Annotated in this window: 24 protein-coding genes and 3 tRNA genes; 18 read left to right on the top strand and 9 right to left on the bottom strand. The window is 61.8% G+C overall.

What is annotated here, in order from left to right:
• Positions 1-50: 50 nt before the first annotated feature.
• The 6 genes from GAL01_RS05750 to GAL01_RS05725 all read left to right on the top strand — a co-directional run bounded on the left by GAL01_RS05750 (position 51) and on the right by GAL01_RS05725 (position 4583).
• Positions 51-821, top strand: a complete 771-nt coding sequence (locus GAL01_RS05750) for a response regulator (protein ID WP_062029983.1) — start codon at positions 51-53, stop codon at positions 819-821.
• A 20-nt stretch (positions 822-841) separates the two neighbouring features.
• Positions 842-2206 (top strand): ATP-binding protein, encoded by a 1365-nt coding sequence (locus GAL01_RS05745; RefSeq protein WP_062029985.1) that lies wholly within the window; start codon positions 842-844, stop codon positions 2204-2206.
• A 117-nt stretch (positions 2207-2323) separates the two neighbouring features.
• Positions 2324-2887 carry a NifU family protein gene (locus GAL01_RS05740; RefSeq protein WP_062030061.1) on the top strand — a complete coding sequence of 188 codons (564 nt, stop codon included), beginning with the start codon at positions 2324-2326 and terminating at the stop codon, positions 2885-2887.
• A gap of 3 nt (positions 2888-2890) precedes the next feature.
• A complete protein-coding gene (locus GAL01_RS05735; RefSeq protein ID WP_062029987.1) occupies positions 2891-3511 on the top strand; it encodes a malonic semialdehyde reductase in 621 nt (206 codons plus the stop codon).
• Positions 3502-4143: a tRNA (adenosine(37)-N6)-threonylcarbamoyltransferase complex dimerization subunit type 1 TsaB gene (gene tsaB / locus GAL01_RS05730; protein WP_373317664.1), complete on the top strand. Its 642-nt coding sequence runs from the start codon at positions 3502-3504 to the stop codon at positions 4141-4143. Before GAL01_RS05735 ends, tsaB begins: the two co-directional genes overlap by 10 nt.
• A complete protein-coding gene (locus GAL01_RS05725) occupies positions 4140-4583 on the top strand; it encodes a GNAT family N-acetyltransferase (RefSeq protein ID WP_231865322.1) in 444 nt (147 codons plus the stop codon). Before tsaB ends, GAL01_RS05725 begins: the two co-directional genes overlap by 4 nt.
• On the opposite strand, the gene GAL01_RS05720 is transcribed toward GAL01_RS05725, so the two are convergent.
• Entirely contained in the window at positions 4570-4812 is a 243-nt protein-coding gene (locus tag GAL01_RS05720; RefSeq protein WP_082790718.1) for a sulfurtransferase TusA family protein, read from the bottom strand. The two genes, GAL01_RS05725 and GAL01_RS05720, sit on opposite strands and share 14 nt — an antisense overlap.
• Positions 4813-4901: 89 nt before the next feature.
• Here GAL01_RS05720 and GAL01_RS05715 point away from each other — a divergent pair, with 89 nt between their 5' ends.
• The 5 genes from GAL01_RS05715 (at position 4902) to GAL01_RS05695 (ending at position 9095) form a co-directional block, all read left to right on the top strand.
• Positions 4902-5309: a MucR family transcriptional regulator gene (locus GAL01_RS05715; RefSeq protein WP_062029993.1), complete on the top strand. Its 408-nt coding sequence runs from the start codon at positions 4902-4904 to the stop codon at positions 5307-5309.
• A gap of 105 nt (positions 5310-5414) precedes the next feature.
• Entirely contained in the window at positions 5415-5948 is a 534-nt protein-coding gene (locus GAL01_RS05710; RefSeq protein ID WP_062029995.1) for a Fur family transcriptional regulator, read from the top strand.
• A gap of 71 nt (positions 5949-6019) precedes the next feature.
• On the top strand, positions 6020-6850 hold the full coding sequence (locus tag GAL01_RS05705) for a GNAT family N-acetyltransferase (RefSeq protein ID WP_174694456.1): 831 nt from the start codon (positions 6020-6022) through the stop codon (positions 6848-6850).
• Between the two features lie 91 nt (positions 6851-6941).
• Positions 6942-8441 (top strand): apolipoprotein N-acyltransferase, encoded by a 1500-nt coding sequence (gene lnt / locus GAL01_RS05700; RefSeq protein ID WP_062030063.1) that lies wholly within the window; start codon positions 6942-6944, stop codon positions 8439-8441.
• A gap of 171 nt (positions 8442-8612) precedes the next feature.
• Entirely contained in the window at positions 8613-9095 is a 483-nt protein-coding gene (locus GAL01_RS05695; protein WP_369827260.1) for a helix-turn-helix domain-containing protein, read from the top strand.
• 26 nt (positions 9096-9121) lie between these two features.
• On the opposite strand, the gene GAL01_RS05690 is transcribed toward GAL01_RS05695, so the two are convergent.
• The gene (locus GAL01_RS05690) at positions 9122-9784 is read right to left on the bottom strand and encodes a protein-tyrosine phosphatase family protein (RefSeq protein WP_062030001.1); all 663 of its coding nucleotides are present in this window, start codon (positions 9782-9784) and stop codon (positions 9122-9124) included.
• A gap of 107 nt (positions 9785-9891) precedes the next feature.
• Here GAL01_RS05690 and GAL01_RS05685 point away from each other — a divergent pair, with 107 nt between their 5' ends.
• Positions 9892-10260, top strand: a complete 369-nt coding sequence (locus tag GAL01_RS05685) for a hypothetical protein (protein WP_062030003.1) — start codon at positions 9892-9894, stop codon at positions 10258-10260.
• A gap of 100 nt (positions 10261-10360) precedes the next feature.
• A complete protein-coding gene (locus GAL01_RS05680) occupies positions 10361-11929 on the top strand; it encodes a globin-coupled sensor protein (protein WP_082780092.1) in 1569 nt (522 codons plus the stop codon).
• Positions 11930-11973: 44 nt separating this feature from the next.
• On the opposite strand, the gene GAL01_RS05675 is transcribed toward GAL01_RS05680, so the two are convergent.
• From GAL01_RS05675 to GAL01_RS05665, 3 genes are read right to left on the bottom strand one after another with little or no spacing between them, the layout of a single operon-like run.
• Complete coding sequence (locus tag GAL01_RS05675; RefSeq protein ID WP_249208348.1) at positions 11974-12153, bottom strand: Trm112 family protein; 180 nt, start codon at positions 12151-12153, stop codon at positions 11974-11976.
• A 2-nt stretch (positions 12154-12155) separates the two neighbouring features.
• A complete protein-coding gene (locus tag GAL01_RS05670) occupies positions 12156-12854 on the bottom strand; it encodes an LON peptidase substrate-binding domain-containing protein (RefSeq protein WP_062030007.1) in 699 nt (232 codons plus the stop codon).
• Positions 12855-12858: 4 nt separating this feature from the next.
• Entirely contained in the window at positions 12859-13827 is a 969-nt protein-coding gene (locus GAL01_RS05665) for a thioredoxin family protein (protein WP_062030009.1), read from the bottom strand.
• A gap of 172 nt (positions 13828-13999) precedes the next feature.
• Between GAL01_RS05665 and GAL01_RS05660 the strand changes: the two genes are divergently transcribed.
• Positions 14000-14074 (top strand) — tRNA-Gly (locus GAL01_RS05660).
• A gap of 123 nt (positions 14075-14197) precedes the next feature.
• Positions 14198-14272, top strand: a tRNA-Gly gene (locus GAL01_RS05655).
• Positions 14273-14450: 178 nt separating this feature from the next.
• Here GAL01_RS05655 and GAL01_RS05650 read toward each other — a convergent pair.
• The 4 genes from GAL01_RS05650 to GAL01_RS05635 all read right to left on the bottom strand — a co-directional run bounded on the left by GAL01_RS05650 (position 14451) and on the right by GAL01_RS05635 (position 19708).
• A complete protein-coding gene (locus GAL01_RS05650) occupies positions 14451-15854 on the bottom strand; it encodes a carbohydrate porin (protein ID WP_231865325.1) in 1404 nt (467 codons plus the stop codon).
• 410 nt (positions 15855-16264) lie between these two features.
• On the bottom strand, positions 16265-16786 hold the full coding sequence (gene ppa, locus GAL01_RS05645) for an inorganic diphosphatase (RefSeq protein WP_062030065.1): 522 nt from the start codon (positions 16784-16786) through the stop codon (positions 16265-16267).
• 172 nt (positions 16787-16958) lie between these two features.
• Entirely contained in the window at positions 16959-17360 is a 402-nt protein-coding gene (gene adhS, locus GAL01_RS05640) for an alcohol dehydrogenase subunit III (RefSeq protein WP_062030014.1), read from the bottom strand.
• 179 nt (positions 17361-17539) lie between these two features.
• Positions 17540-19708 carry an FUSC family protein gene (locus GAL01_RS05635; protein WP_099253134.1) on the bottom strand — a complete coding sequence of 723 codons (2169 nt, stop codon included), beginning with the start codon at positions 19706-19708 and terminating at the stop codon, positions 17540-17542.
• Between the two features lie 218 nt (positions 19709-19926).
• On the opposite strand from GAL01_RS05635, the gene GAL01_RS05630 reads away from it, so the two are divergent.
• The 3 genes from GAL01_RS05630 to GAL01_RS05620 all read left to right on the top strand — a co-directional run bounded on the left by GAL01_RS05630 (position 19927) and on the right by GAL01_RS05620 (position 22324).
• Positions 19927-20000: transfer RNA gene (locus GAL01_RS05630), tRNA-Ile, on the top strand.
• A 75-nt stretch (positions 20001-20075) separates the two neighbouring features.
• Complete coding sequence (ettA, locus tag GAL01_RS05625; protein WP_062030016.1) at positions 20076-21755, top strand: energy-dependent translational throttle protein EttA; 1680 nt, start codon at positions 20076-20078, stop codon at positions 21753-21755.
• Positions 21756-21826: 71 nt separating this feature from the next.
• Positions 21827-22324, top strand: coding sequence for a GNAT family N-acetyltransferase (locus GAL01_RS05620; protein WP_062030018.1), 498 nt, complete (start codon positions 21827-21829; stop codon positions 22322-22324).
• Positions 22325-22419: the final 95 nt, after the last annotated feature.

Genomic DNA, 22419 nt, shown 5'->3' with positions numbered 1-22419 from the left:
TCAGGATTTGTTGCTTGTGATGCCAGCCCTGTGGAGACTATGGAAAAAACATGGTGCCAAATCTTTCCGACCCAGATCTTCCCGCCCGTATCCTCGTCGTCGAAGATGACGCCGGAATGCGGACCCTCATTCTCCGTGCCCTTCAGGGCGGCGGCTTCCGTGCGCGGGGTGTTGCCTGTGGTGAGGAGATGTGGGCCGCGCTCGAAGTGGCACCCGTCGATCTCATCATCATGGACATCATGCTGCCGGGCAAAAGCGGTATCGAACTGTGCCGCGCGCTGCGCAGCGGGCAGGGTGCCCTACATGAAAACGAGACGCCCCCGGCTCAGGTGCCGATCATCATGGTCTCCGCCCGGGGCGAGGAACGCGACCGCGTCACCGGCCTCGAATCGGGTGCTGACGATTATGTGCCCAAACCGTTCGGGCAGCGCGAGCTTCTGGCGCGCGTGCGGGCCGTGCTGCGTCGCGGCATCGCAACGACCGGTGCGCCGCAGGAGCGCGTCCGCCGTGAGACGCTGCGTTTTGCGGGCTGGACGCTCGATCTGCGCCGCCGGGAGCTGACGGACCCGTCGGGCGCGACCGTTGATATTTCCGGTGCGGAACATGATCTGCTGACCAGCTTTCTGGACAACCCGCAGCGGGTCATCGCCCGCGATCGCCTGCTGGAACTGTCGCGGACCCGTCTGGGCGACGTGTCGGACCGCAGTATTGACGTTCTTGTCAGTCGTTTGCGCCGAAAGCTGGGTTCGGACGCCGACCAGCTCATCCGGACCGTGCGCGGTCTCGGATACATCTTCGTCGCAGAGGTTGAACGGGTCTGAACATTCAGAATCGCATTCTGCTGTGGCCACTGGGGCTGGTTGGGCGCGTCTGCGTTGTCCTGACCGTTGCAGTGACACTGGTGTTTCTGACGAACGCCATTTTCTACGGTCAGGCAGAAACCTATATCGTTGATGACGTGCGCATCGCCCAGCTTGGCGAGGCGCTGAGCACGGATCTGCGCGTGTTGGCTGCGGCTCCCGTCAGTCAGAGATCGTTTCTGGCCGTCATGTTGTCGGGCAGCGAGCTCAGCGTGGCCTGGCAGCCGGCCTCCATCACGCCCGTGCTGCCGGGACATCCTCCCGTCGCGCTCACCCAGCTCGTCCGGCGTCTGACGGCGGACGACCCCATTCTCGAACAGGCGCATCTGGACCTCTATACCCTGGGGCCGGGGAGTGCGGATGTGCTGGGGTCACAGCGTCTGCCGGATGGGAGTTACATTCATTTCCGGGTGCCGGGGATGCTTGGCCACCATCGCGTTACGCGTGGTCTGGCCTCGGCTGCCATTGCGGCCGGAGCAGTCGCCATTGCCGCGACCATGCTGATCCGCGGCCTCAGCATGCCGCTTCGTGCGCTGGTTTCGGTCGCCGACCGTATTGGTTCCAGCGAAAAATGGGTGCCGCTGGCCGAGCGCGGGCCGCCCGAAGTGCGGGGCCTCGCCCATGCCATCAACGCGATGCAGGACCGCATCCAGAGCCTCATCAACGACCGGACACAGGCGCTGGCGGCCGTCTCGCACGATCTTCGGACGCCGCTGACGCGGCTGCGGCTGCGCTGCGGCTTCCTCAATGATGGTGAGGCACAGGCCGCCATCGAGGCGGATCTGGACGAGATGGAAGCCATGGTGAACGGCATTCTCGCCTATCTGGCCGGTGCCGATGATCCGGAGGTCCCCCGCACCATCAATATCGTCGCCACGTTGGAAACGCTTGTGGATGACCATGTGGATCGTGGGCATGAAGCCCATTACGAAGGGCCGGACCGTGCGCTGGTGCATGTGCGTCCGCTTGCCATGAAACGCGTCCTGTCGAACCTGATCGAAAACGCCATCAACTATGGCGGCAACGTTCTGGCGACCCTCCGCACCCGCGAGGACGGCGCGCTGGAAATTGCCATCAGCGACAGCGGCCCCGGAATCCCCGAGAGCGAATACGAACGCGTGCTGGCTCCGTTCTATCGGCTGGAGGGGTCGCGCTCGCGGGCCACGGGGGGAATCGGGCTGGGGCTTGCGATCGTGCAACGCGAAATCTCGCGTGAAGGCGGGTCTCTGGTGCTAGGGCGCGGAGATGCCTCGAAAGGCTATGGCGGGCTGTGTGCGACCATCATCCTGCCGAAGGGACTCCCTTCTCCGTCAAGGAAAACCGAGGGGCAGGGCGAGCAGGTCTGAAAAGACGTGCCCTGCCGTTAAAAACACGGGAAGTCGGACCAATGCAGTCCCGACACTTGCACCTTGCGACGAAGTGGCACATGTCAGGGCGGACTGGAACGCAAGGACATGACCACGATGTTCATCGAGACCGAAGACACTCCCAATCCCGCTACCCTGAAATTCCTGCCCGGCCGCAGCGTGACCGGCGATGCCCGTCCCGTCGATTTCGGCGATGCGGATGTTGCCCTCGGACGCTCCGAACTGGCGACCGCGCTGTTCGACCAGCCGAACGTGCGCCGCGTCTTCCTTGGCGGCGATTTCGTCTCCGTCACGAAGTCCGACGACATCAGCTGGGGCGACCTCAAGCCCGTCGTGCTGGGAACGATCACGACGTTCTTCGAAAGCGGCCGTCCGGTTCTTTCGGGAACGCAGTCCGCGCCGGAACATGATGTTGCCCCGGAAGACGTCGAAGTCGTCAGTCGCATCCAGGACCTGCTCGACACGCGCGTGCGTCCTGCCGTGGCTGGTGACGGTGGCGACATCGCATTCCGCGGCTACAAGGACGGCGTGGTTTATCTGGCCATGCAGGGTGCATGCTCCGGCTGCCCGTCTTCCCGCGCGACCCTGAAGCACGGCGTCGAGAACATGCTGCGGCATTATGTTCCCGAAGTCGTTTCGGTCGAACAGGTCGAGGACTGAACCATGGACGGCCAGACATATCCTGATTGCGCACCGGTTCCGGGCGCGGAAGCCCTGTTCACGCAGGCCCGGACGCCGCGCAGCTTCTCGCCGCGCCCGGTCGGGGAAGATGTCCTGCGCCGTCTGTACGATCTGGTGAAGCTGGGGCCGACGTCCGGTAACTGCTCGCCGGGTCGTTTCGTTTTCCTGACGACGCAGGATGCCCGTGAGCGCATCCGCCCCGCGCTGTCGCCGGGAAACGTGGCCCGCGCCATGGCCGCTCCGGTTCTGGCCGTTGTCTGTCATGATCCTCTGTTTTTCGAGGCGCTGCCCCGTTTGAACCCGCAGGAGGGCCTGCGCGACTGGTTTGCTGCCGATGTGGGACTGTCCGATGAGACGGCCTTTCGCAACGGTACGCTCGAAGGCGCCTATCTCATCATGGCCGCCCGGATGCTGGGCCTGTCCGCCATGCCGATGTCCGGCTTTGACTGTTTCATGGTCGAGGACACGCTGCTGAACGCCACCGGCTGGCGCGTGAACTTCCTCGTCGGGCTTGGCTATCTGGCGGAAAACGAACCCGCCCCCGACCATGCCGAGCCGCGTGCGCCCCGTCTGGACTTCGGAGAAGCCTGTCTGTGCCTGTAAGGACGGGGTCTTCAAGGACAGTCGTTTTTAACGGGGCCGGAGCAGGGGCCGGCCTGACCAGTCTGGTGGCGCTGGTCGAGGACGGTCGGGTCGTCGCGGAAAAGCTGATGGCCGGACGCGGCGCTTCCGAGCATTTCGCGCCTGCCATCCGTGACCTCCTGACACAGAACGACTGGACCACGGCTCCGGATCGCGTCGTGGCCGTCCTTGGTCCGGGATCGTTCACCGGACTGCGCTCGTCCCTGTCACTGGCCGCTGGTCTGGCGGCAGGCTGGAACTGTCCCACGATCGGCGTCACGCTGGGTGAGGCGATCCGCGCCACACTTTGCCGTTCGGACGCTGTCTGCGTCAGCATCGCGCGCCGGGGCCGGGTGTTCGTGGACCCGCCGCACGGTCCCGTCACGGCCAGCCAGACCGTCGATCTCGATCCCGCGGACTGGGCCTGTGTGACGGGCGATGCCGTGTCCGAAAAACCAGATTGGCCATGCCCCGTGCTGTCCTGCGACGCCCCGACCGCTCTGGGCATCGTTCGAGCCGCACAGAGCGTTTCTCCCGGCCCCCTGATGCCGCTCTATGTCGATCCGCCCGAAGCCAAGCCGCCCGCAGCCGGTCTGAGACCCTTGCCCCTGTGAGCAGTCCGGGACAGGCGTTTGAGCTGCGGACGATGGGGATCGAATGTGCGCCGCTTCTGGCGGAGCTTCATGAAGCCGCATTTCATGGCGGAGAAGTCTGGAGTGCGGCGTCCTTTATTGATTTACTATCCATGCAGAGAACGGAAGTCGTTATTGCACTGATCGACAATATTCCTGCCGGTTTCATTCTCTCGCGGACAGTTCTGGATGAAACGGAAATCCTGACACTTGCCGTTCATCCATATTTTCGCCGCAGATGTGTCGGAAGGTCTTTGGTGCAGGCCATTCTGCCCAAAGGACAAGTATTTCTAGAAGTAGCAGTCTGTAACAATCCGGCCATTGCGCTGTATGAAGCTTGCGGTTTTGTAAAAGCTGGCCTGCGCCGCGGCTATTACAGGGACGGAAGTGACGCGCATGTCCTTGTTTCTAACGCCTTTTGATACTCAGACAGTAAAGATCCGCTCTGTCTGAAACAGGGGAATCAGCTAGAATTGTATGCCCCAGTGCCTGCACTGATGCCCTGACGTTCTTTCGTGTTTCTGTTCCATAGAGCCACACATCAAGTTCCTGACCGGAAGTCATGGCATCGAGTTTGGCTCGCACATATACAGTCGTCATGGGGCACTTTTTCTCCGTTATATCTATGAAGAATATTTCATTTTCTGTCACGGGCCCGTTTCTTTCTTTTTATGCTTGAACGTAGCAATTCATGACTGCTACATGCTCACTCTCTCAAGGATGAAGGACTTAAATTTATCATGTCGCAAGAGACAAATGCTCCCGAACTGCATCAGCTGACCGCGCAGATTGTTACGGCCTATGTATCAAACAACGATATTCCGGCTGACGCTCTCCCGGCCCTGATCCGGTCCGTCCATGACTCTCTTGCAACGGTGAACGTTCCGGAAGAGGCTCCTGCCGAGAAGCTGGTCCCGGCCGTTTCGCCGCGCAAGTCGGTTTTCCCGGACTACATCATCTGCCTTGAAGACGGAAAGAAGCTGAAGCTCCTGCGCCGTCACCTCAAGACAGCCTACAACATGACGCCGCAGGAATATCGCGAGCGCTGGGGCCTGCCGCCGGAATACCCGATGGTTGCTCCGAACTACGCGAACCACCGTTCCTCGCTGGCCCGCAAGATCGGTCTTGGCCGTCGTCGCGAAGACTGAGAGCCTCTTTTCCCTGTCGCCGGTTTCTTCATCCCGGCGACAGGGAAAATCCCGACAGGCTCCATAAAGTGGACAACACGCCTGTTTTTCGGCTAGGCCGCAGATATGGTCGCAGATACGAAAACCGCTGAGAGACGCAGCAGCCCCGGGAATCGGAAGGCCTCCTCTTCCCCCGTGCCGGATGATTCGCACATTGCCCGCCTGTGTGTGGAAAGCGGTCTGAAAATGACCGGTCAGAGACGTGTCATCGCACATGTCCTGTCCATTGCTGACGATCATCCCGACGTCGAAGAACTCTATCGCCGTGCCTCCGAGATCGACAGCCGCATCTCCGTGGCGACCGTCTATCGCACGGTGCGTCTCCTTGAGGAGAAAGGTATTCTCGAACGTCGCGATTTCGGCGGCGGACGGGCACGCTACGAAGCCAGCGACAGCGGCAACCATTATCACCTGATCGACGTGGACAGCGGGCGGGTCATCGAATTCGAGGACGACGAACCTGTCCGTCTTCTGGCCCAGCTTGCCCAGCGTCTGGGATTTGACCTTGTCTCCCACCGTATCGAGCTGTTCGGCCGTCGTGCCGAGCCCGAGGACAGGACAAAATCTCCTCCAGAAAACAGGAACAAGAGCGGATCATGACCACCAAACTGGATGGCACCCCCATTTCCGCTCCACATACGCTGGTCAGCAGCGAAGAAACCTTGCGTCAGATGGAGACTCTCTCCTCCCTGTCCCTGAACCGCGAAGGCGGCTTTCAGGAACTGCGCGGCGGTACGCTGGGTGTGCGCATCGCCGAGACGGATGAAGAGCGCGACGCTGCCCAGGCCCTGCGGTACCGTGTCTTTTTCGAAGAACTTGGCGCCCATCCGGACGAACGCGCCTTCCGTACCAAGCGGGACGTCGACGAATTCGATGAGGCGGCTGATCACCTTCTGGTCATTGACCACGACAAGGGCCCCGGTGCCGCCGGTGTCGTTGGAACCTATCGTCTGCTGCGTTCTGATGCCGCGGAGAAGGTGGGGCGTTTTTACACGTCCTCCGAATATGACATCTCGACCCTGACGGAATTTCCCGGTCGTCTGCTTGAAGTCGGGCGCTCCTGCGTGGCGAAGGAGTATCGCGGCCGCTCCGCCATGCAGCTTCTGTGGCGTGGCATTGCGTCCTACATCTTCCTGCACCGGATCGACGTGCTGTTTGGCTGTGGCAGTCTTCCGGGCACCAATCCGGATGCCCTGGCCGACCAGCTCACCTACATGCATCATAACCATCTGGCCCCGCCGGCGCTGCGTATCCGCGCGCTGCCGGACCGTTATGTGGAAATGCAGCGGACCGATCCGCATGTGCTGGACTATCGCGCCTGCCTCAACAAGCTTCCGCCGCTGATCAAGGGTTATCTGCGTCTTGGCGGTTATGTCGGTGATGGCGCCGTGGTGGACGAGCAGTTCAACACAACGGATGTGGCTGTTCTGGTGAAGAGCGAACTGCTGGCGGACAAGTATTACCGCCATTACGAACGCCGCCTGCGCGACGCCCTCGACTGACAGCCTGCCTTGCAGCCGGATTTTTCGCAGAACATTGCAGAAAGCCGGCTGTTTTCTGTTTCAGCCCCTTCGTCAGCCGGACGGTTTTCTCATGATTTCGACGCTCCCTATCCGTGGCTGGCGGCTCGCCGGACTGATGCTGCTTGCTGGAGCGCTGGCAGCCCTGTCCCTGCCTCCGGTCCATTTCCTGTTTCTGCTGCCCGTGGGACTGATGGTCCTGTATCGCGTGTCGGAAGATGCGCGGTCGTGGAAGCAGGCGGCATGGTGCGGCTTTCTGTTCGGGATGGGTTTTCACACAGTCGGGCTCTACTGGCTGACAAATGCGATCCTGACGCGCGTTCACGAATTCTGGTGGGTCGTGCCGTTTGCGTCTCCCGGCGTGTCGCTGCTGATCGCCCCGTTCATCTGCGTTCCGGCCGTGCTGTGCCGCGTGGTGCCGTCAGGCTGGCGGCGGGTGCTGATGTTCGCGGGAAGCTGGACCGTCATGGACATGGGGCGCGTCTTCATGTTCTCGGGGTTTCCATGGAATCCGCTGGGGAGCGATCTTGAACTGCCGGGTCTTGCCGGAGATGTTCTGATCCAGCCCGCAGCCGTTCTGGGTGTGGACGGGCTGTCTCTGGCCCTCGTGCTTGGTTCGCTTGCGGTGTTTCGCGGCAGGCGCGCGACGCTGGCGGTACTGGCCGTCTGCGTGCTCTGGATCGGTGCGGGCGCGTGGCGTCTGTCCTCTGCAACGCCTCTGAGCATCACCAATCCCCGTGCCGTTCTGGTGCAGGGCAACGTGCCGGAAGCTGAAGTCATCAGCCATGCGGATGCGGTCGGAAATTTTCGCCGCTATCTGAGTCTGACGGCACAGGGCGTGCAGAAAGCCTATGCGCAGGGTGGCCGATCGCCCGTGGTGATCTGGCCGGAATCCGGCTTTCCCGGCCTTCTGGACGAAGACACGCTCGCCCGGCAGATGATCGCCCGGGCCGCAGACGGTGCGCCATCTCTGGTTGGCTCGGACCGGCAGTCCGGCAAGGACTGGTTCAACAGTCTGATCGCGGTTGCTCCCGATGGCAGTATTGCGGGCATCTATGACAAGAGCCGTCTGGTGCCGTTCGGCGAATACCAGCCCTGGATCCTGCCGTTCAACGTGCTGCCCGGTGTCCTGACGCCGGGGCCGGGTCTGAAGACATGGGATCTGCCGGGTCTGGGCCGCGTGGGGCCGATGGTCTGTTACGAGATCATTTTCTCCGGCTCCGTTACGGCCCGCAACGATCGTCCGGACTGGCTGGTCACGATTTCGAATGATGCCTGGTACGGCAACAGCGCCGGTCCGCGCCAGCATCTCGCCACCGGGCGGATGCGCGCCGTGGAGGAGGGGCTGCCGGTTGTCTTTGCCAACAATACAGGAATTTCCGCCATCTATGACGCGACCGGGCACGAAACCGCCCGTCTGGGCTGGGGGCTGGCCGATGTTCTGGTCAGCGATATTCCGTCGCCGCTTCCCCCGACATTTTTCTCCCGTTTCGGGCGCGCCACACCACTGGCGCTGGCGATCCTGTGTATGATTCTGGCCCTGTTTCCTGCGGTTCGGAGCCGACACAGATAGGACACAAAAAGGTTAACATTGACAAGCTGTTGTAGTTTTATTAACCATCATGGTGTGCCAGAAAAACAGTCCTCTTCCTCGGATCGTGCTCGCTCCGAAACCCGCAGCTCCGCTGCGGCCGGGCCTGTAGACGTCCATGTCGGCAACCGTATCAGGCTGCGCCGTACCCTCATGGGGTTGTCGCAGGAAAAGCTTGGCGAGGCGCTGGGCCTGACCTTCCAGCAGATCCAGAAGTACGAACGTGGCGCCAATCGCGTTGGCGCCAGCCGTCTTTACGATCTGGCGCAGATTCTGGACGTCCCGGTCGGCTTCTTTTTCGATGATATGCGGGAGGCTCAGGAGTCGCGGGAGTTTGCGTCGCGGCCTTTTCCCGAGACCGGTCGGCCGTTCACCCCGGTTTTTGGCCAGCCCAAGCCTTTCAAGGGGCCCGTTACGGGGTTCGCCGAAACACAGGCCGCATTTGGCGCTCTTCCGTCCCGAAGCGCTGCGTCGCCGCGTCTGTTCGATCTGCCGGTGGACGAGGCCGCCTTGTTCAGCCGCCGCGAGACGGTTGATCTGGTCCGGTCCTATTACCGCATCCCGGACCCCGCGGTCCGCAAGCGGATGCTGGACCTGATCCGCTCCCTCGGCGCGGCAGACCCGAAAACGGACTGACCGGCCAGCACCTCACTCCCGGAGCGTTACTCCCGGCGGAGGATGCTGTCATTGACGAAGGAGGCCAGCTTTCCGGCCTTGAAATCGGCGCGGAGCCGGTCTTCATCATACTCGTTCCGTACCCAGTCCATGAACGGCAGACGTCCCTCGGCTTCTTTCTGGTAGCGTAGGAAAAACGCATCCAGAATGCCGGTGCGGGAACGGTTGAAATGCCCGAACCGCCAGTGCAGTTGCCCCAGAGCGTCCTGAGCCGAGCCGCCTTCGAACATCAGCACCAGTCCGGATGCCAGACCCGCGCGGTCCGCGCCGGATTTGCAGTGCATGAGCATGGGAAAAGCCAGCGTCTGGTACATGTCGTAAAACCGCAGGATGCGGTCACGGTGCGGGGCGCCCCGGCTTTCGAATGCCATGTCCAGATGCACCAGTCCCAGCTTCGCACTTGCCCCGCGGGACAGCGCATCGGAGCCGCATTTGCGATGTCCGCGCAGGTTTACGAGCGTTTTCAGATGCAGCCGCCGCTTCAGGCTCCGCAGCCGCGAGGGCGTGGGGTGGTTGCAGCGCCACACCTTGCCCGGCACGACGGGGGCGAGATTGGTCCAGCCGAGCCGGAAGATGGAATGGTCCACGAACAGACTGTCCCACCAGGCGCGCCGCCGTGTAGCGGGGGTCGTGATCCGGCCTTCGAACATGGTAGAGTGCATCCTTGCTGGACAGGCCGCTGGTCGCGGCGGGAACGCGCTGTGTCCCATCCCGCAAAGGGATGCGTCAACCGCTGAAAAGTGCTACGTTACCTGCCATGCGTTTCGTTTCTTCCCTCTTCCTGCTGTCGTTTCTTGCCATGACAGGCTGCGGCTCCATGCTCAGCGGGCCGTCCCCGGACATGGCTCCCCTTCCGCCGCCGGGTGCAGGCCCCGGTCACGGATCGCATTCCCATGCCAGCGCCCGTCACCGTCAGGGAAGCGGCGTGTCCTACGCTGATGATGCCCCGGTCATGCCCATGCCGCCGGGTGCGGAAAGTCCAGCGTCGCCCTCACGGGACACCGGCAGCGGCCCATCCTCCGGTAGCATGTCCTTCGGCGGTCAGAATGGCAGCGTCGATATCGCGCCACACCCCGCAACGCCTGATACCGAAGTTTCTTACGGGAAAAACAATACGCCCAACTGACGGGAAATCCGTCGGGGCTTCTTCATGATTGCGTAACACTTGGCGTGTTAGGGGCTTTGGCTTGAACATGCGCCAAATCCACGCTCTGGAGACTCCGACTATGACTGAGCAGGTCAAGGCAGACATTGCCGAACGACTGCTTTTTCTTGGCATCGGCGCGGCTGAGAAAGCCCATCTGGCCAGAATCCGCCCGCAGGCCCTGAGCGTTCTGGGGGCTGCGCTGGACCATTTCTATGGTCGGATCCTCAAGACCCCGGCCCTGAACAAGTTCTTTTCCAGCGAACAGCACCGCAATGGCGCGCGCAGCCAGCAGGAAAAGCACTGGAAGCAGATTCTTGAAGGCGAGTTCGGCGCCGATTACGTCGCCAGTACCCGTGCGATCGGCAATACGCATGCCCGGATCGGCCTCAAGCCCCAGTGGTATGTCGGCGGTTATGCCCTGCTGATCGAAGGCATGGTGACAGAGCTGCTCCGTCAGCACTGGCCCGAGCCACGCCGCAGCTTTCTGGACCGTCTCCTGCGTCGCCCGGCTCAGGGCACGTCCGCCGAGGAAGCGGCTGCTCAGATCGGGCTTCTGATCCGGTGTGGCCTGCTGGATATGGAGCTCGGGCTGGAAACCTACACCCAGAATCTGGATGTACAGGAACGCTCGCGTGCGGAAAACGAGCGGATCCAGAGCCTCGCCGCTTTGTCGGATGCGCTGGCCGATGCGCTGGATCGCATGGCAGGTGGCGATCTGGTCCAGCAGATCGACCCGTCTCTGGAAAACGGCTCAAGTCGCATGGGCGGTGCGTTTCATCGTGCCTGTGAAGGACTTGGGCGGATCGTCCATGCCGTTCGCGAAACTTCGGGCGCTGTGGAACAGAGAGCCCGCGAAATCAGCGGTTCCACGGAAGACATCACCGGCCGCATCGCCGAACAGGTCGATGCGCTGGCGGCCGTGGCGCGCAATATCGCCGAACTGACGTCTTCGGTGAAGGCCGTGGCCGATGAGGCCCGGCAGGCCGATACGACTGTAGCGGACTGCTGTCAGGAAACCGAACAGGGCCGTGAAATCGTCGGCAAGACCGTCGAGGCGATGGCCAAGATTTCCTCGTCCTCCAACCGGATCGTCCAGATCATCGGCGTCATCGACGAAATCGCGTTCCAGACCAATCTTCTGGCGCTCAATGCCGGTGTGGAAGCCGCGCATGCCGGGGATGCGGGGCGTGGTTTTGCCGTCGTCGCACAGGAAATCCGGGCTCTGGCGCAGCGTTCCGCCACGGCGGCCAAGGAGATCAAGTCGCTGATCGCCAGCAGCATGCAGGATGTGCAGCGCGGCGTGCAGATGGTCGACGAGACCGGTACGGCCCTTGGCAACATCAGTACGTCGGTCGAACGTCTGGGAACGGCGGTAGGGCAGATCGCCTCGGGCGCCGAGGCACAGGCCCAGCGCATCATGGACATCAACGCCAGCACGACGCAGCTGGAGGGCGTGACCAAGAGCAACGCCGCGATTGTCCATCAGACCAGCAGCGCCAGCCAGAAACTGGTGGGCGATGCCGGGGAGCTGACGCGCGTGGTGCGGAATTTCAAGGTCCGCAAAGCCCATTCCCGCCCCTTGCAGCGGGGAACGCAGCCCGCTGCCCCGAAAATGCCGTCCCACAACGGCATCAGGGAAAAAGTCTGACGATCAGGTCCTGAGGTCAGGCCCGGAAGACAGGTCTGGAGAAATCAGGCCTCGATCGGACGGGCTTCGTCAGCCAGCATGACCGGAATCCCGTCCCGGATCGGGAAGGCGAGTTTGGCGCGGGGGCTGATGAGCTCCTGTGTCTCGCGGTCATAGGTCAGCGGTCCCTTGGTGAGAGGGCAGACCAGCAGGGAAAGGAGGCGGGGATCAAGTTCAGTCGTCATGGTTATTCCATGCCCCTCTCCAGCAGATCCAGCAAGAGCCCGGCACGCTCATCCAGCGTCATGGCTTCCAGCAGGGACTGCTTTTCCACTGGGGTGAACGGCACGAGCATCGGCAGGACAACCAGCAGTGTCTCATCGTCCATATCCTCGATCAGCGGCCAGCTTGCTTGAAGGTCGCGGGAATCGAGATAGGTTTTCAGGCCTTCCAGCAGCAGTTCGCGATTGATCGGCATCGGGTCTTCCTCGACCAGATCCGCGGCAAACGGGGTCGCGTCGATGATGCCTTCGCGCCAGCCGCGTTCTGTTGGGGTTTCGCGGATCAGGCGGAAGCGGGAAATGCCGAGAAGGGTGACGGTGAAGGTGCCATCCGTATGTTCGGCAAATTCCGTGATGCGGCCCAGCGTTCCGGTCCGGTAGAGCAGGGGGTGCTCGTCCGTATCAGGGTCCATGAGGGGCTGGATCACGCCGATCATCCGGCGTCCGGCCAGCGCATCTTCCAGCAGCGCCACATAAGGCGCTTCGAAGACCAGCAGCGGCAGATGGCCGCCGGGCAGCAGAAGCGCCCCTGACAGCGGAAACAGGCCGACGCGGGGCGGAATATCCGCAAGCGTCAGCTCTGTCAGGAGAGGAGCGCGCCGGGGGAAGTCCTCAGGAAGCTCTTCCGGTGCGTTGCCGGGCGGGAGATCGGGCGTGTCGGTCATCGGCTCACGAAAAAAGGAGGGAAGAGAGTTTGCGTCTTGCCGCCAGCGTATCAGGATCTGTATGTCCCCACGCCTCGAAAAAGCGCAGAAGCTCTGTTTTTGCCGCACCCTCGTTCCAGTTCCGGTCGGCGCGGAGAATGTCCAGGAGCGTATCGGCGGCTTGTGCCCGCTGACCGGCGCCATTGAGAGCGGCGGCCAGTCTCAGGCGCAGATCGAAATCATCGGGTGCCGCTGCGCTCTGCTGGCGCAGCGCATCGAGTCCCGAGGCAGCTTTGGCGCCTTCCACATAAAGCGCCAGCGCGGCGCGGGCGCCGGTAATTTCCGGATGGGTATCCAGTTTGGTCGGGACCTGCGAGGAGGCATCTTCGGCGGCTTCCGGCTCGTTCAGGGCGAGGAGCGCGCGGACCATGCCGCCCCAGCCTTCCGGGCTTTCCGGCTCTGCTTCCAGAAGCTGCGAGAACAGACCGGCTGCCTGATCCGCGTGTCCGTCTGAGAGCGCCTGACGGGCGGCTGCCAGAATTTCCGTGGCGGGCATGACGTCCCCGGCCAGTTTGAGCAGGGACTCCACGAAGCGGCGAATTTCGCTTTCCGGCTGGGCGCCCTGGAAAAGATCCAGCACCTGTCCTTTCCAGAAAGCCACGACGACGGGAATGGACTGGAGCGGCAGGCCGAGCTGTTCGAGCTGTGCTGCCAAGGCCTTGTTGGCTTCCACGTCCACCTTGACGAGTTTGACCCGCCCTCCGGCTGCGCGGACGATTTTCTCCAGAACGGGCGTTAGTTGTCTGCATGGGCCGCACCAGGGGGCCCAGAAATCGACCAGAACCGGAATCGTGCGGCTGGCTTCCACGACCTCTGCCATGAAGCTGGACTGATCGGCGTCGATAATGGTGGCGGTTGTGCCTGTCGGGGCTGTCCCTGCCGGGGCTGTGTTGGGAGACTGGCCGATCAGGTGTTCGTCGAATGTGCTGCTCATGGGGGCGGGGACCGTTCGCTGGGAAGACAAGTTCCCTGAAAGATCGGATGTGTCTGCCCCTGGTGCAAGTCCACACCCTGTCGGAGGGGGCGGGGAAGCGGATATTGCATCAGAATCGAAAAATCCCTCTTGCGCGGTTTCTCTGATTCGGCCATAAGCCCCTCCACGGAGTGCGGGTGTAGCTCAGGGGTAGAGCACAACCTTGCCAAGGTTGGGGTCGTGGGTTCGAATCCCATCACCCGCTCCAGTGAAAAAAAGGCACCTTCGGGTGCCTTTTTTCGTTTCTGCATCCTGCCGCGACGTGGTCTCGGGAGGGCATCTTCTCTCTTGCGCGCTTTGTCTGATTCGGCCATAAGCCCCTCCACGGAGTGCGGGCGTAGCTCAGGGGTAGAGCACAACCTTGCCAAGGTTGGGGTCGTGGGTTCGAATCCCATCGCCCGCTCCAGAAAAAATCCAGTATATTGAAGTGATCGGCCAGTCTCTTCCGCGTTGCGGGCGGGGGAGTTTCTGCTGCGTTTTCGAACACTGTTCGACGCTCAGGATGGTCTGGAAAAATGCTGCCCTGGCAGGCGGTTCGTCCGGGAAACCGCCTGTGAGGTCGTGCTTCCCGGATGAAGTGTTGTTCAGAAGAACTGGATGTGGCTCTTGAAGCCAAGCATTGCGGCGTCCTTGAGGGCTTTCTGTGCGCCCGGACGGAAGTAATACTGGAAGTCAGGCGCGAAGGTGACGCCGCGCATTACATGGATGCGGTATGTGGCTTCCAGAACCTCACCGAATGTCTGGGGCGTCAGGGAGCCTGCCATGAGCGGCATGCCGTACAGGGCCTGAAGCCGTTCCGTCGCGGTCGCGTTCTTGGCAACGCGGACGTAGGAGAAGTTGATACCGATCGTATCCAGCGGGCGTGAGGCCCAGAATCCGGTATCAATCAGGCCCGCGAAATACTGCTGGCCACGAAGCTGCGTGCGCGGGCTGTTGGCGTACATGCCACCCAGCAGGATCAGGCCGGCATCGGCATTGCCCTTGACGTGATGGCGCAGGACCATCTGGTCAGCCAGAACCCAGGCCGACCATGAATAGTTCACGGTCCGGGCGGGCAGGCCGCTGATGGCATAAGGCTGCCCGTTTACGTCGTAGTAGTTGTCCTTGTGGGGTGCGTTGTCGATGGCGTAGCCGACCTTGTAGTGGCCGGGAAGCTTGTCCTTGCCGAACAGCGGCTCCCAGCCGGCTTCAACGGGGATTGCCTCGCCGTGGATGTCTGCGCCGTTGAACTTGAAGCCCGTGCGGAACTGGGTGTTGCCGTAGATCCCGGCCTGCGCGAAATACACGCCCGTCTGGATGTAGGTGCTGATGGTCGGACGCGTGCGGACGCGGAAGGCCCAGCTTGCATCAGGGTAGGACGAATGGGTCGTGTTGTCGGATGAGGCTTTCGGGTTTCCGCAGAACGCGTTGTTCTGGAAGGTGCAGTACAGCGGGTTGGACGAGAAATCGTTCAGGAACGGAATCCGGCCGCCTGCAAGGTCCACACGTCCCTTGGCGATTGTCTCTTCGGCATAGGCGTAGACGAGATGGACGACCACATTGCCACCTGCGCCGTAGATTTCAGAGCTTGGGTTGAGGTTGTCGCCGAACATGCGGCTGGCGGGGATGCCGTACCGGCCCACGACGAGCGCATGGGTCGAGAAGCCGCGGACATTGGCGAGTTTTTCCCAGTCGATATCGTTCTCAAGGCTGTACTGGCCTGCATTGCTGCTGCCCTGTTTCAGACCATAGCCCGGCGTCGGGCTGGTGATGGCGCCGGAAAACTCGTTGGTGGTGTCCATCGTTAACGCAATGCCACGGTCGCGCAGCCAGGTATTCCAGCCGAACGGGTCGACCAGAAGGGCTTCCGGCCGGGGAAGGGGCGGAACCCATTCATTGCCGAAATAGATCTGGTTCAGGGGCGTATTGACGCGCTCGCTGGGGAGTTCCGAGTTTTCGGAGGGCCAGATGACCGGTGGGATGGGCTGCGATGGGGCCGTGACCTTCATCTGGGTGACTTTTCCGGCCGGATTAAAGGTCGGGAAGGTCGGGCGTACCCGATGTGAAGATGCGGATCCCGTGCTGGACGTTGAGGAGGTCCCTGTGGCGTTCTGGGTCCCAACACTCTGGGCCATGACGCAGGACGGAAGAAAGGTGGCCAGGCAGAAAGCTGCGTGGAGATGGACTCGAGACAAGCCGCTGATTCCTTGGAAAAGCAGGTTAGCGTCTCAGAGGTAACATATATTTACCGGTAAAGATCATAATATAATGTTACATGTATCATGATTTCTCACAAATATATGTGATATCGAACAAAAACCCCCTGCCTTCAGGCGGAAGGCAGGGGGTTTTGAAAGCATATGCATCGGGGTGCCGGTCGGAGGCTCCATAGGGCATTCCTTCGACCGGAGCCGGAGTTTTACTTGGCGGCGGCGACCGAAGCCATGATGACTTCGCCGGCTGCGGCCTTGTCAGCCCAGCCCGTGACCTTGACCCACTTGTTGGGTTCCAGATCCTTGTAGCGCTCGAAGAAATGCGTGATCGCCTTCTTCGTGATTTCCGGCAGGTCGTCCACGGAATGGACGTTGGTGAACTGCGGATGAACCTTGTCGTGCGGGACGCAGATGATCTTCTCATCCTGTCCGCTTTCGTCTTCCATCTTCAGCATGCCGATCGGACGTGCGCGGATGACCGCACCCGGGACGACGGCAGACGGCGTCAGGACAAGGGCGTCGGCCGGATCGCCATCGGCGGCCAGCGTGCCCGGAATGAAGCCGTAGGCAGCCGGATAGGCCATCGGCGTGAAGAGGAAACGGTCGACGACGAGGGCGCCGCTGTCCTTGTCCACTTCGTACTTCACCTGCGATCCCTGCGGGATTTCGATAACGACATTGATGTCGTTGGGCAGGTCCTTGCCGGGCGAGATCTTGGAAACGTCCATGATGTCCATGTCCTGAACTGTTTGGAGAGGCGGGGATATTACCGGTGCCCGGGGCCTCTGCCCAGAGCGGAAAGGCAGAAGTCCGGTCCGGTGCGGGGAAGCGGGCATAAAAAAGCTCCCCGTGCCGTCGGGCAGGGGAGCTTTTTTGAAGATCCGGTCCTGAAAAAGGGACTCAGAGCATCGGCTGCGCGGCCTTGACGGCGGCGTGACAGGCGGCGCGGCGGTCATCTTCGTTCGTGTAGGCCACGAGGTAGAAACGCTTGCCGTTGCTGTCGAAATAGCCGGCGGTGCCGAGCGCGTAGTCGAAATTGCCGACCGTCTGTTCGGTTGCCTTGTACTTCTCGCTCAGCCCGTAAAGAACCGGGTTGCCTTCGTCATAGGAGACGTACTGCTGCTCGACGCAGTAGTTCATGATGCCGGCGAGATTGGCGGGCGAAACGCCCGTGAAGTCCTTGCTTGGCGTGCCCTGAACGGCTGGCGGGGGCGGGGGGGACTGTTCCTGTGCCATGGCGGCCTGGGAAGCCAGACCGAGCCCGAGGGCGAGGCCGAGGACGGGCACGATACGACGAAACATCACGGTATCCTTAGTTCTGAAACCCAGTAGGTCTTAAACCTGTCGTCCGCGGTATCCCGCGGCTGAAAACGAACAATTCCTCCGTTTCCCGGAAAAGGGAAGTGTGTTTCAGAACATTTCTTCGTGATCGGTTCGTGAGGATTGTGTCAGCCCGGATTCAGTCAGGGGGCAGCCAGCGTTCAGCCGGTCGATTCCAGTTCTTCGGAGTGGACGGAGGGGTCGAGATACGGGCTGTTTGCATCGAAGAAAACGCGGTTCGTGTCCAGCTCCGTGGCGATGACGTCCAGACTGGTCAGGGCAGCGATCAGGATGAAACGCTCGCGGGGGCGGGATTCGGTGCGTTCGCAGGTCCGCAGATTCAGGATCGCGAGTTTCGTTGCCCGCAGGGTGCGGCCGTAATGCCCGTGATAGCGGCCGCTGAAATGGCTCATGCGCCCCATGACGAGGGCGAGCGCCTTTGCGGCGTTCCGGTTGAGCCGTTTATCGCGACGGATGGCCTGAAGACGCAGCAGGTTGAGCATGACGCGCATGCCCGACAGGATTCCCGTCAGATAGGCCTGGATGACGGGCGAGGGGGTGGATCCGGAATTGGTCATGAGCCGGACGAAGCGGTCCACATTGCGCGAGACCACGCTGTCCACCGTCTCCCGGGCGCTGCCGTCCGCGATGCGATGCAGGTCACGCAGAATGTGTTCGCGCATGGTCCAGCGCTGGCGGGCCGGGTCGTAAGGCAGGAAGACGCGGTACATCCACGAGGCGTAGAGCAGCCCCAGAACGAGGGGCAGGGCCGTGTTGAAATAGACGATTTCGTCGGTTTTGGCCTGATTGGACGGGCCGATCAGGATAGGCAGGAAGAGATTGTACGACACGGCCGGAAGGGTCAGGGGCGGGTAGGCGAAGGCCAGACCGCCGATCATCATCGCAAGGCCCGACCACATGCCCAGCATTTCAAATGTCGTGGATTTGCCCATCAGCGCGAGATTGAGCACGCCGGCGGCCACGACCGCACAGCATGCGCCGCGCAGGAACGCCTGTGTGGCCAGCGCGGGGCGCTCCAGCGTCGAGAACAGGCTGCAGACGATGCAGACGAACATGATGAAGGTCAGACCGCTGGGCCAGGCGGTGCAGATCCAGATGAGGCCCGCGCCGAAGACCGTGACGGACGAGCGCAGGCTGTTGGTGATGGCCTGCTGCCAGTCGCGGTAGGAGCGGATCGGCGCATGGAAATGGTCATGCGCTTCGGGATGGCGGCTGGCTTCGAACTGGCCCAGCGCCATGCGCAGCGCGTCGATCAGTTCAACGAGGGCCTGCTGGAGCATGCCGTGGCGCAGGACGGCCTCGCGCGCGGCGTCGTCCGGCTGGGCGGTGCTGAAATCGAGGACTACTTTCTGGCGGCACTGACGGCGCAGGGCCAGCAGGTCGGCCAGAATGGCGCTCATGTTCTCCGTCCCTTCCAGTCGGGCGGGGAGTTTGAGAAACACGTCCCGGATGGCCTCGGCTTCCTGATGGAACATGTCGTCCTGACTGAGCGGCAGGCGCATGAGGGTCGCGAGATCGAGGGCGCGGGCGAGGAGGACTGCAATATCCGCCAGTGCCGCGCGGGCATGGTCTCCGGCATGATCGCGGCGGCCAAGCTCGACTTCCGCAAACTCCACCTGATCGCCAAGCGTCGTGATTTGGGTGAAGATGCCCTGCACGTTCTGCATCGCTCCGTCCTTGCCGACCAAGATGTCCGCGATGGCGGTCAGGGCGGGTTTGAGCGTGTTTTCGAAGGTGCTGGCGAGCTGTTGGCGTGTCCGCTTGGTCAGGCCAAGCTGGAACAGTCCGGAAATTGAGGCTTCGAGCACGATCCCCAGCAGAATATAGGTGGCGCGCGCCATTGCGATGGAGAAAATATGGTGCGGGTCCGCGATGCCGTCCAGCGAGACGATGGCGTAGGTAAAGCCTGAGGCCCGCATGCCGTGGATGCGGTAGTTCGTCATGGATGCCGGACCGGGCATGAAGGTGCCGATCATGCAGAACGCACCAATCCCGCCCGCCAGCAGGAGAATGAACATCAGCGGCGCCTGCGGAAAGGAGGCGACCAGTACGATCCCGCTGATGACGCCGACCACCATGCCGAAAAGGTGCCACTTGGCCTTCGCGAGGCTGCGTCCGCGCGTGCCCTGCGCGACCATCCAGACGGTCAGGGCGGCCCATTGCGGGCTGCCGAGCTCCATCCACAACGCGATGCCGAGCGCGAGCAGGGAGGTGCAGGTTGTCCGGAGCGCATACCCGGCCATGACCGGATCGGGGGCGTAGAGCCATCGCAGTTTGCGGATGAGTGCGACCGGCCCGGCCTGTATCATGTCTGATGGGTACTTCTGGGTATTTTCGCGGTATGTGCAGGCATCGGACATCCCTTCGGGCAATACGGACCAGTGAGGCCATCTCGCAACGGCAGCAAAGGTCGCCTGAACGGCCTTTAGGGAACGGGAAGGCGTGACACACTAACTTAAAAAGACACATTCCACCATGTCGGCCCTTGCAAAAAGACCCGAGTTGGGCGATTGCGGACTGCACCCGCGCGCCTGTAGCTCAATTGGTTAGAGCCGGCCGCTCATAACGGCTTGGTTGGGGGTTCGAGTCCCTCCGGGCGCACGGTGTGCCAATCTGATTGCTGCGGAACGCCGTTCCGCTTTTTCCCCGCCCACCCACCGATCGAGGAGACCTCCCATGGCCGCCTACCAGTACGTCTATGTCATGAAGGACCTTACCAAATCCTATCCGGGTGGGCGTGAAGTCTTCAAGGGCATTACCCTGTCCTTCCTGCCGGGTGTGAAGATCGGTGTGCTGGGTGTGAACGGCGCGGGTAAGTCCACGCTGCTTAAGATCATGGCCGGCATCGAGAAGGAATACGGTGGTGAAGCCTGGGCCGCCGAAGGCGCGCGCATCGGCTATCTCGAACAGGAACCCAAGCTCGACGAAAACCTGACGGTCGGCGAGAACGTGGCTCTGGGTTTCGGTGAGCTGAAGAAAGCCGTTGACCGCTTCAACGAGATCTCGATGAAGTTCGCCGAGCCGATGTCCGACGACGAAATGACGGCCCTTCTGGCCGAGCAGGCCGATCTTCAGGAGAAGATCGACGCTGGCGACGGCTGGGAGCTGGATCGCAAGCTCGAAATCGCGCTCGACGCCCTGCGCTGCCCGTCCGCTGACAGCCCGGTGACGAACCTCTCGGGTGGTGAAAAGCGCCGTGTGGCGCTGTGCCGCCTGCTGCTTGAAAAGCCTGAAATCCTGCTGCTCGATGAGCCGACCAACCATCTCGACGCCGAGAGTGTGAGCTGGCTCGAAAAGACGCTGCGTGACTACGCCGGGACTGTCATGGTCATCACCCATGACCGTTACTTCCTCGACAACGTCACCAACTGGATCCTCGAAATCGAGCGTGGCCGTGGTTATCCGTTCGAAGGCAATTACTCGTCCTGGCTGACCCAGAAGCGCAAGCGCTTGGCCCAGGAAGAGAAGGAAGAAAGCTCGCGCCAGCGTGCCCTTGCGGCTGAGCAGGAGTGGATCTCCAGCTCGCCCAAGGCGCGTCAGGCCAAGAGCAAGGCCCGTATCACGAAGTATGAGGAAATGCTGGCCGCCAATGCGGAGCGCGCAGGCGGCACGGCGGATATCGTCATTACGCCGGGACCGCGTCTGGGTGGCACGGTTATTGAAGCCGAGAACCTCAGCAAGGGTTATGGCGATCGCCTGCTGATCGACAACCTGAACTTCAAGCTGCCGCCGGGTGGCATCGTGGGCGTCATCGGGCCGAACGGCGCTGGTAAGTCCACACTGTTCAAGATGATCACGGGTGATGACACACCCGATGGCGGCTCGCTCAAGATCGGCGAGACGGTGAAGCTGGGATATGTGGACCAGTCCCGCAACACGCTCGATGACAACAAGACCGTCTGGGAAGAAATTTCCGGCGGGACGGACGTCATCCAGCTTGGCAAGCGCACGGTTCCGTCCCGCGCTTATGTGGGCGCGTTCAACTTCAAGGGTTCCGACCAGCAGAAGCGCGTGGGCATCCTGTCGGGTGGTGAGCGCAACCGCGTCCATCTGGCCAAGATGCTCAAGAAAGACAGCAATGTCATTCTGCTCGATGAGCCGACCAACGATCTTGACGTTGATACGCTGCGTGCTCTCGAAGACGCTCTGGCAGAATTCGCCGGCTGCGCCGTGATCATCACCCATGACCGCTGGTTCCTCGACCGTCTGGCCACGCATATCCTCGCGTTCGAGGGAGACAGCCATGTCGAATGGTTCGAGGGGAACTTCCAGGACTACGAAGCAGACAAGCGTCGTCGTCTGGGGCCGGATGCGACCGAGCCTGGCCGCATCAAGTACCGCCCGCTGGCCCGCTGATCCGGCATTCTGCGTTCGGCGGACGGGACTGTCCTGTCCGCTGAGGGATTCTGCGGTCTGGGGAGAGCTGCGTGCTGGGGCGTGAAATCCGAACCGCCCGGCTTGTCCTGACTCCGGTCAACTGGCCGGACCTTGAAGACATGGTTGCGCTCAAGGGCAATGCCGGGGCGTTTGCCAAAATGCTGGGCGGTGTGCGCAACCGGATCACGACCGAACAGGAAATGGCGGAAGACGTCAGTTTCTGGGCGCGATGCGGTGTGGGGATCTTTGCGATCCGCGAAAATGGCCGTTTTGTCGGCATTACCGGTGTTCACGAGCGCCCTGACGGGCGTGGTCTGGGCCTGAGATTTTCCATTTTTCCATGGGCTGCCGGGCGCGGCATTGCCCGTGAAGCCGCGGCCGCGGCCCTGCGCTATGTGCTGGATACGGGCGAGAAGCGTATCGTGGCCGTGGCTAGGGAAGACAATCTGGCCTCCCGCACGGTTCTGGGTAGTCTGGGACTGCGCCATACGGCGACCTTCGACCGTGATGGCGATACAATGTTTCTCTACGAAATCATGGCGGACTGACAAACCTGCACCGATTTTTCCGAACGGCCAAAGTGGTCGTTGTGTTTTCAGAGGCTCCTGCCTATCCATAACAAATCGAAAAATTTTGTTACAAT

Origin of the sequence: Gluconobacter albidus, from assembly GCF_002723915.1 — a bacterium.
Classification (GTDB): Bacteria; Pseudomonadota; Alphaproteobacteria; order Acetobacterales; family Acetobacteraceae; genus Gluconobacter; species Gluconobacter albidus.
This window is presented reverse-complemented; position numbering and strand designations above follow the sequence as displayed.

Excerpts from the sequence above, each read along its gene's own strand:
- adhS (WP_062030014.1), bottom strand. The coding sequence starts at position 17,360 with ATGTTTCGTCGTATCGTGCCCGTCCTCGGCCTCGCCCTCGGGCTCGGT.
- GAL01_RS05695 (WP_369827260.1), top strand. The coding sequence starts at position 8,613 with ATGGGGTTGTCGCAGGAAAAGCTTGGCGAGGCGCTGGGCCTGACCTTC.
- GAL01_RS05705 (WP_174694456.1), top strand. The coding sequence starts at position 6,020 with ATGGAGACTCTCTCCTCCCTGTCCCTGAACCGCGAAGGCGGCTTTCAG.
- lnt (WP_062030063.1), top strand. The coding sequence starts at position 6,942 with ATGATTTCGACGCTCCCTATCCGTGGCTGGCGGCTCGCCGGACTGATG.
- GAL01_RS05670 (WP_062030007.1), bottom strand. The coding sequence starts at position 12,854 with ATGACCGACACGCCCGATCTCCCGCCCGGCAACGCACCGGAAGAGCTT.
- GAL01_RS05715 (WP_062029993.1), top strand. The coding sequence starts at position 4,902 with ATGTCGCAAGAGACAAATGCTCCCGAACTGCATCAGCTGACCGCGCAG.
- GAL01_RS05685 (WP_062030003.1), top strand. The coding sequence starts at position 9,892 with ATGCGTTTCGTTTCTTCCCTCTTCCTGCTGTCGTTTCTTGCCATGACA.
- GAL01_RS05710 (WP_062029995.1), top strand. The coding sequence starts at position 5,415 with ATGGTCGCAGATACGAAAACCGCTGAGAGACGCAGCAGCCCCGGGAAT.
- ettA (WP_062030016.1), top strand. The coding sequence starts at position 20,076 with ATGGCCGCCTACCAGTACGTCTATGTCATGAAGGACCTTACCAAATCC.
- ppa (WP_062030065.1), bottom strand. The coding sequence starts at position 16,786 with ATGGACGTTTCCAAGATCTCGCCCGGCAAGGACCTGCCCAACGACATC.
- GAL01_RS05740 (WP_062030061.1), top strand. The coding sequence starts at position 2,324 with ATGTTCATCGAGACCGAAGACACTCCCAATCCCGCTACCCTGAAATTC.
- GAL01_RS05680 (WP_082780092.1), top strand. The coding sequence starts at position 10,361 with ATGACTGAGCAGGTCAAGGCAGACATTGCCGAACGACTGCTTTTTCTT.
- GAL01_RS05735 (WP_062029987.1), top strand. The coding sequence starts at position 2,891 with ATGGACGGCCAGACATATCCTGATTGCGCACCGGTTCCGGGCGCGGAA.
- GAL01_RS05690 (WP_062030001.1), bottom strand. The coding sequence starts at position 9,784 with ATGTTCGAAGGCCGGATCACGACCCCCGCTACACGGCGGCGCGCCTGG.
- GAL01_RS05750 (WP_062029983.1), top strand. The coding sequence starts at position 51 with ATGGTGCCAAATCTTTCCGACCCAGATCTTCCCGCCCGTATCCTCGTC.
- GAL01_RS05675 (WP_249208348.1), bottom strand. The coding sequence starts at position 12,153 with ATGACGACTGAACTTGATCCCCGCCTCCTTTCCCTGCTGGTCTGCCCT.
- GAL01_RS05635 (WP_099253134.1), bottom strand. The coding sequence starts at position 19,708 with ATGATACAGGCCGGGCCGGTCGCACTCATCCGCAAACTGCGATGGCTC.
- GAL01_RS05650 (WP_231865325.1), bottom strand. The coding sequence starts at position 15,854 with ATGAAGGTCACGGCCCCATCGCAGCCCATCCCACCGGTCATCTGGCCC.
- GAL01_RS05665 (WP_062030009.1), bottom strand. The coding sequence starts at position 13,827 with ATGAGCAGCACATTCGACGAACACCTGATCGGCCAGTCTCCCAACACA.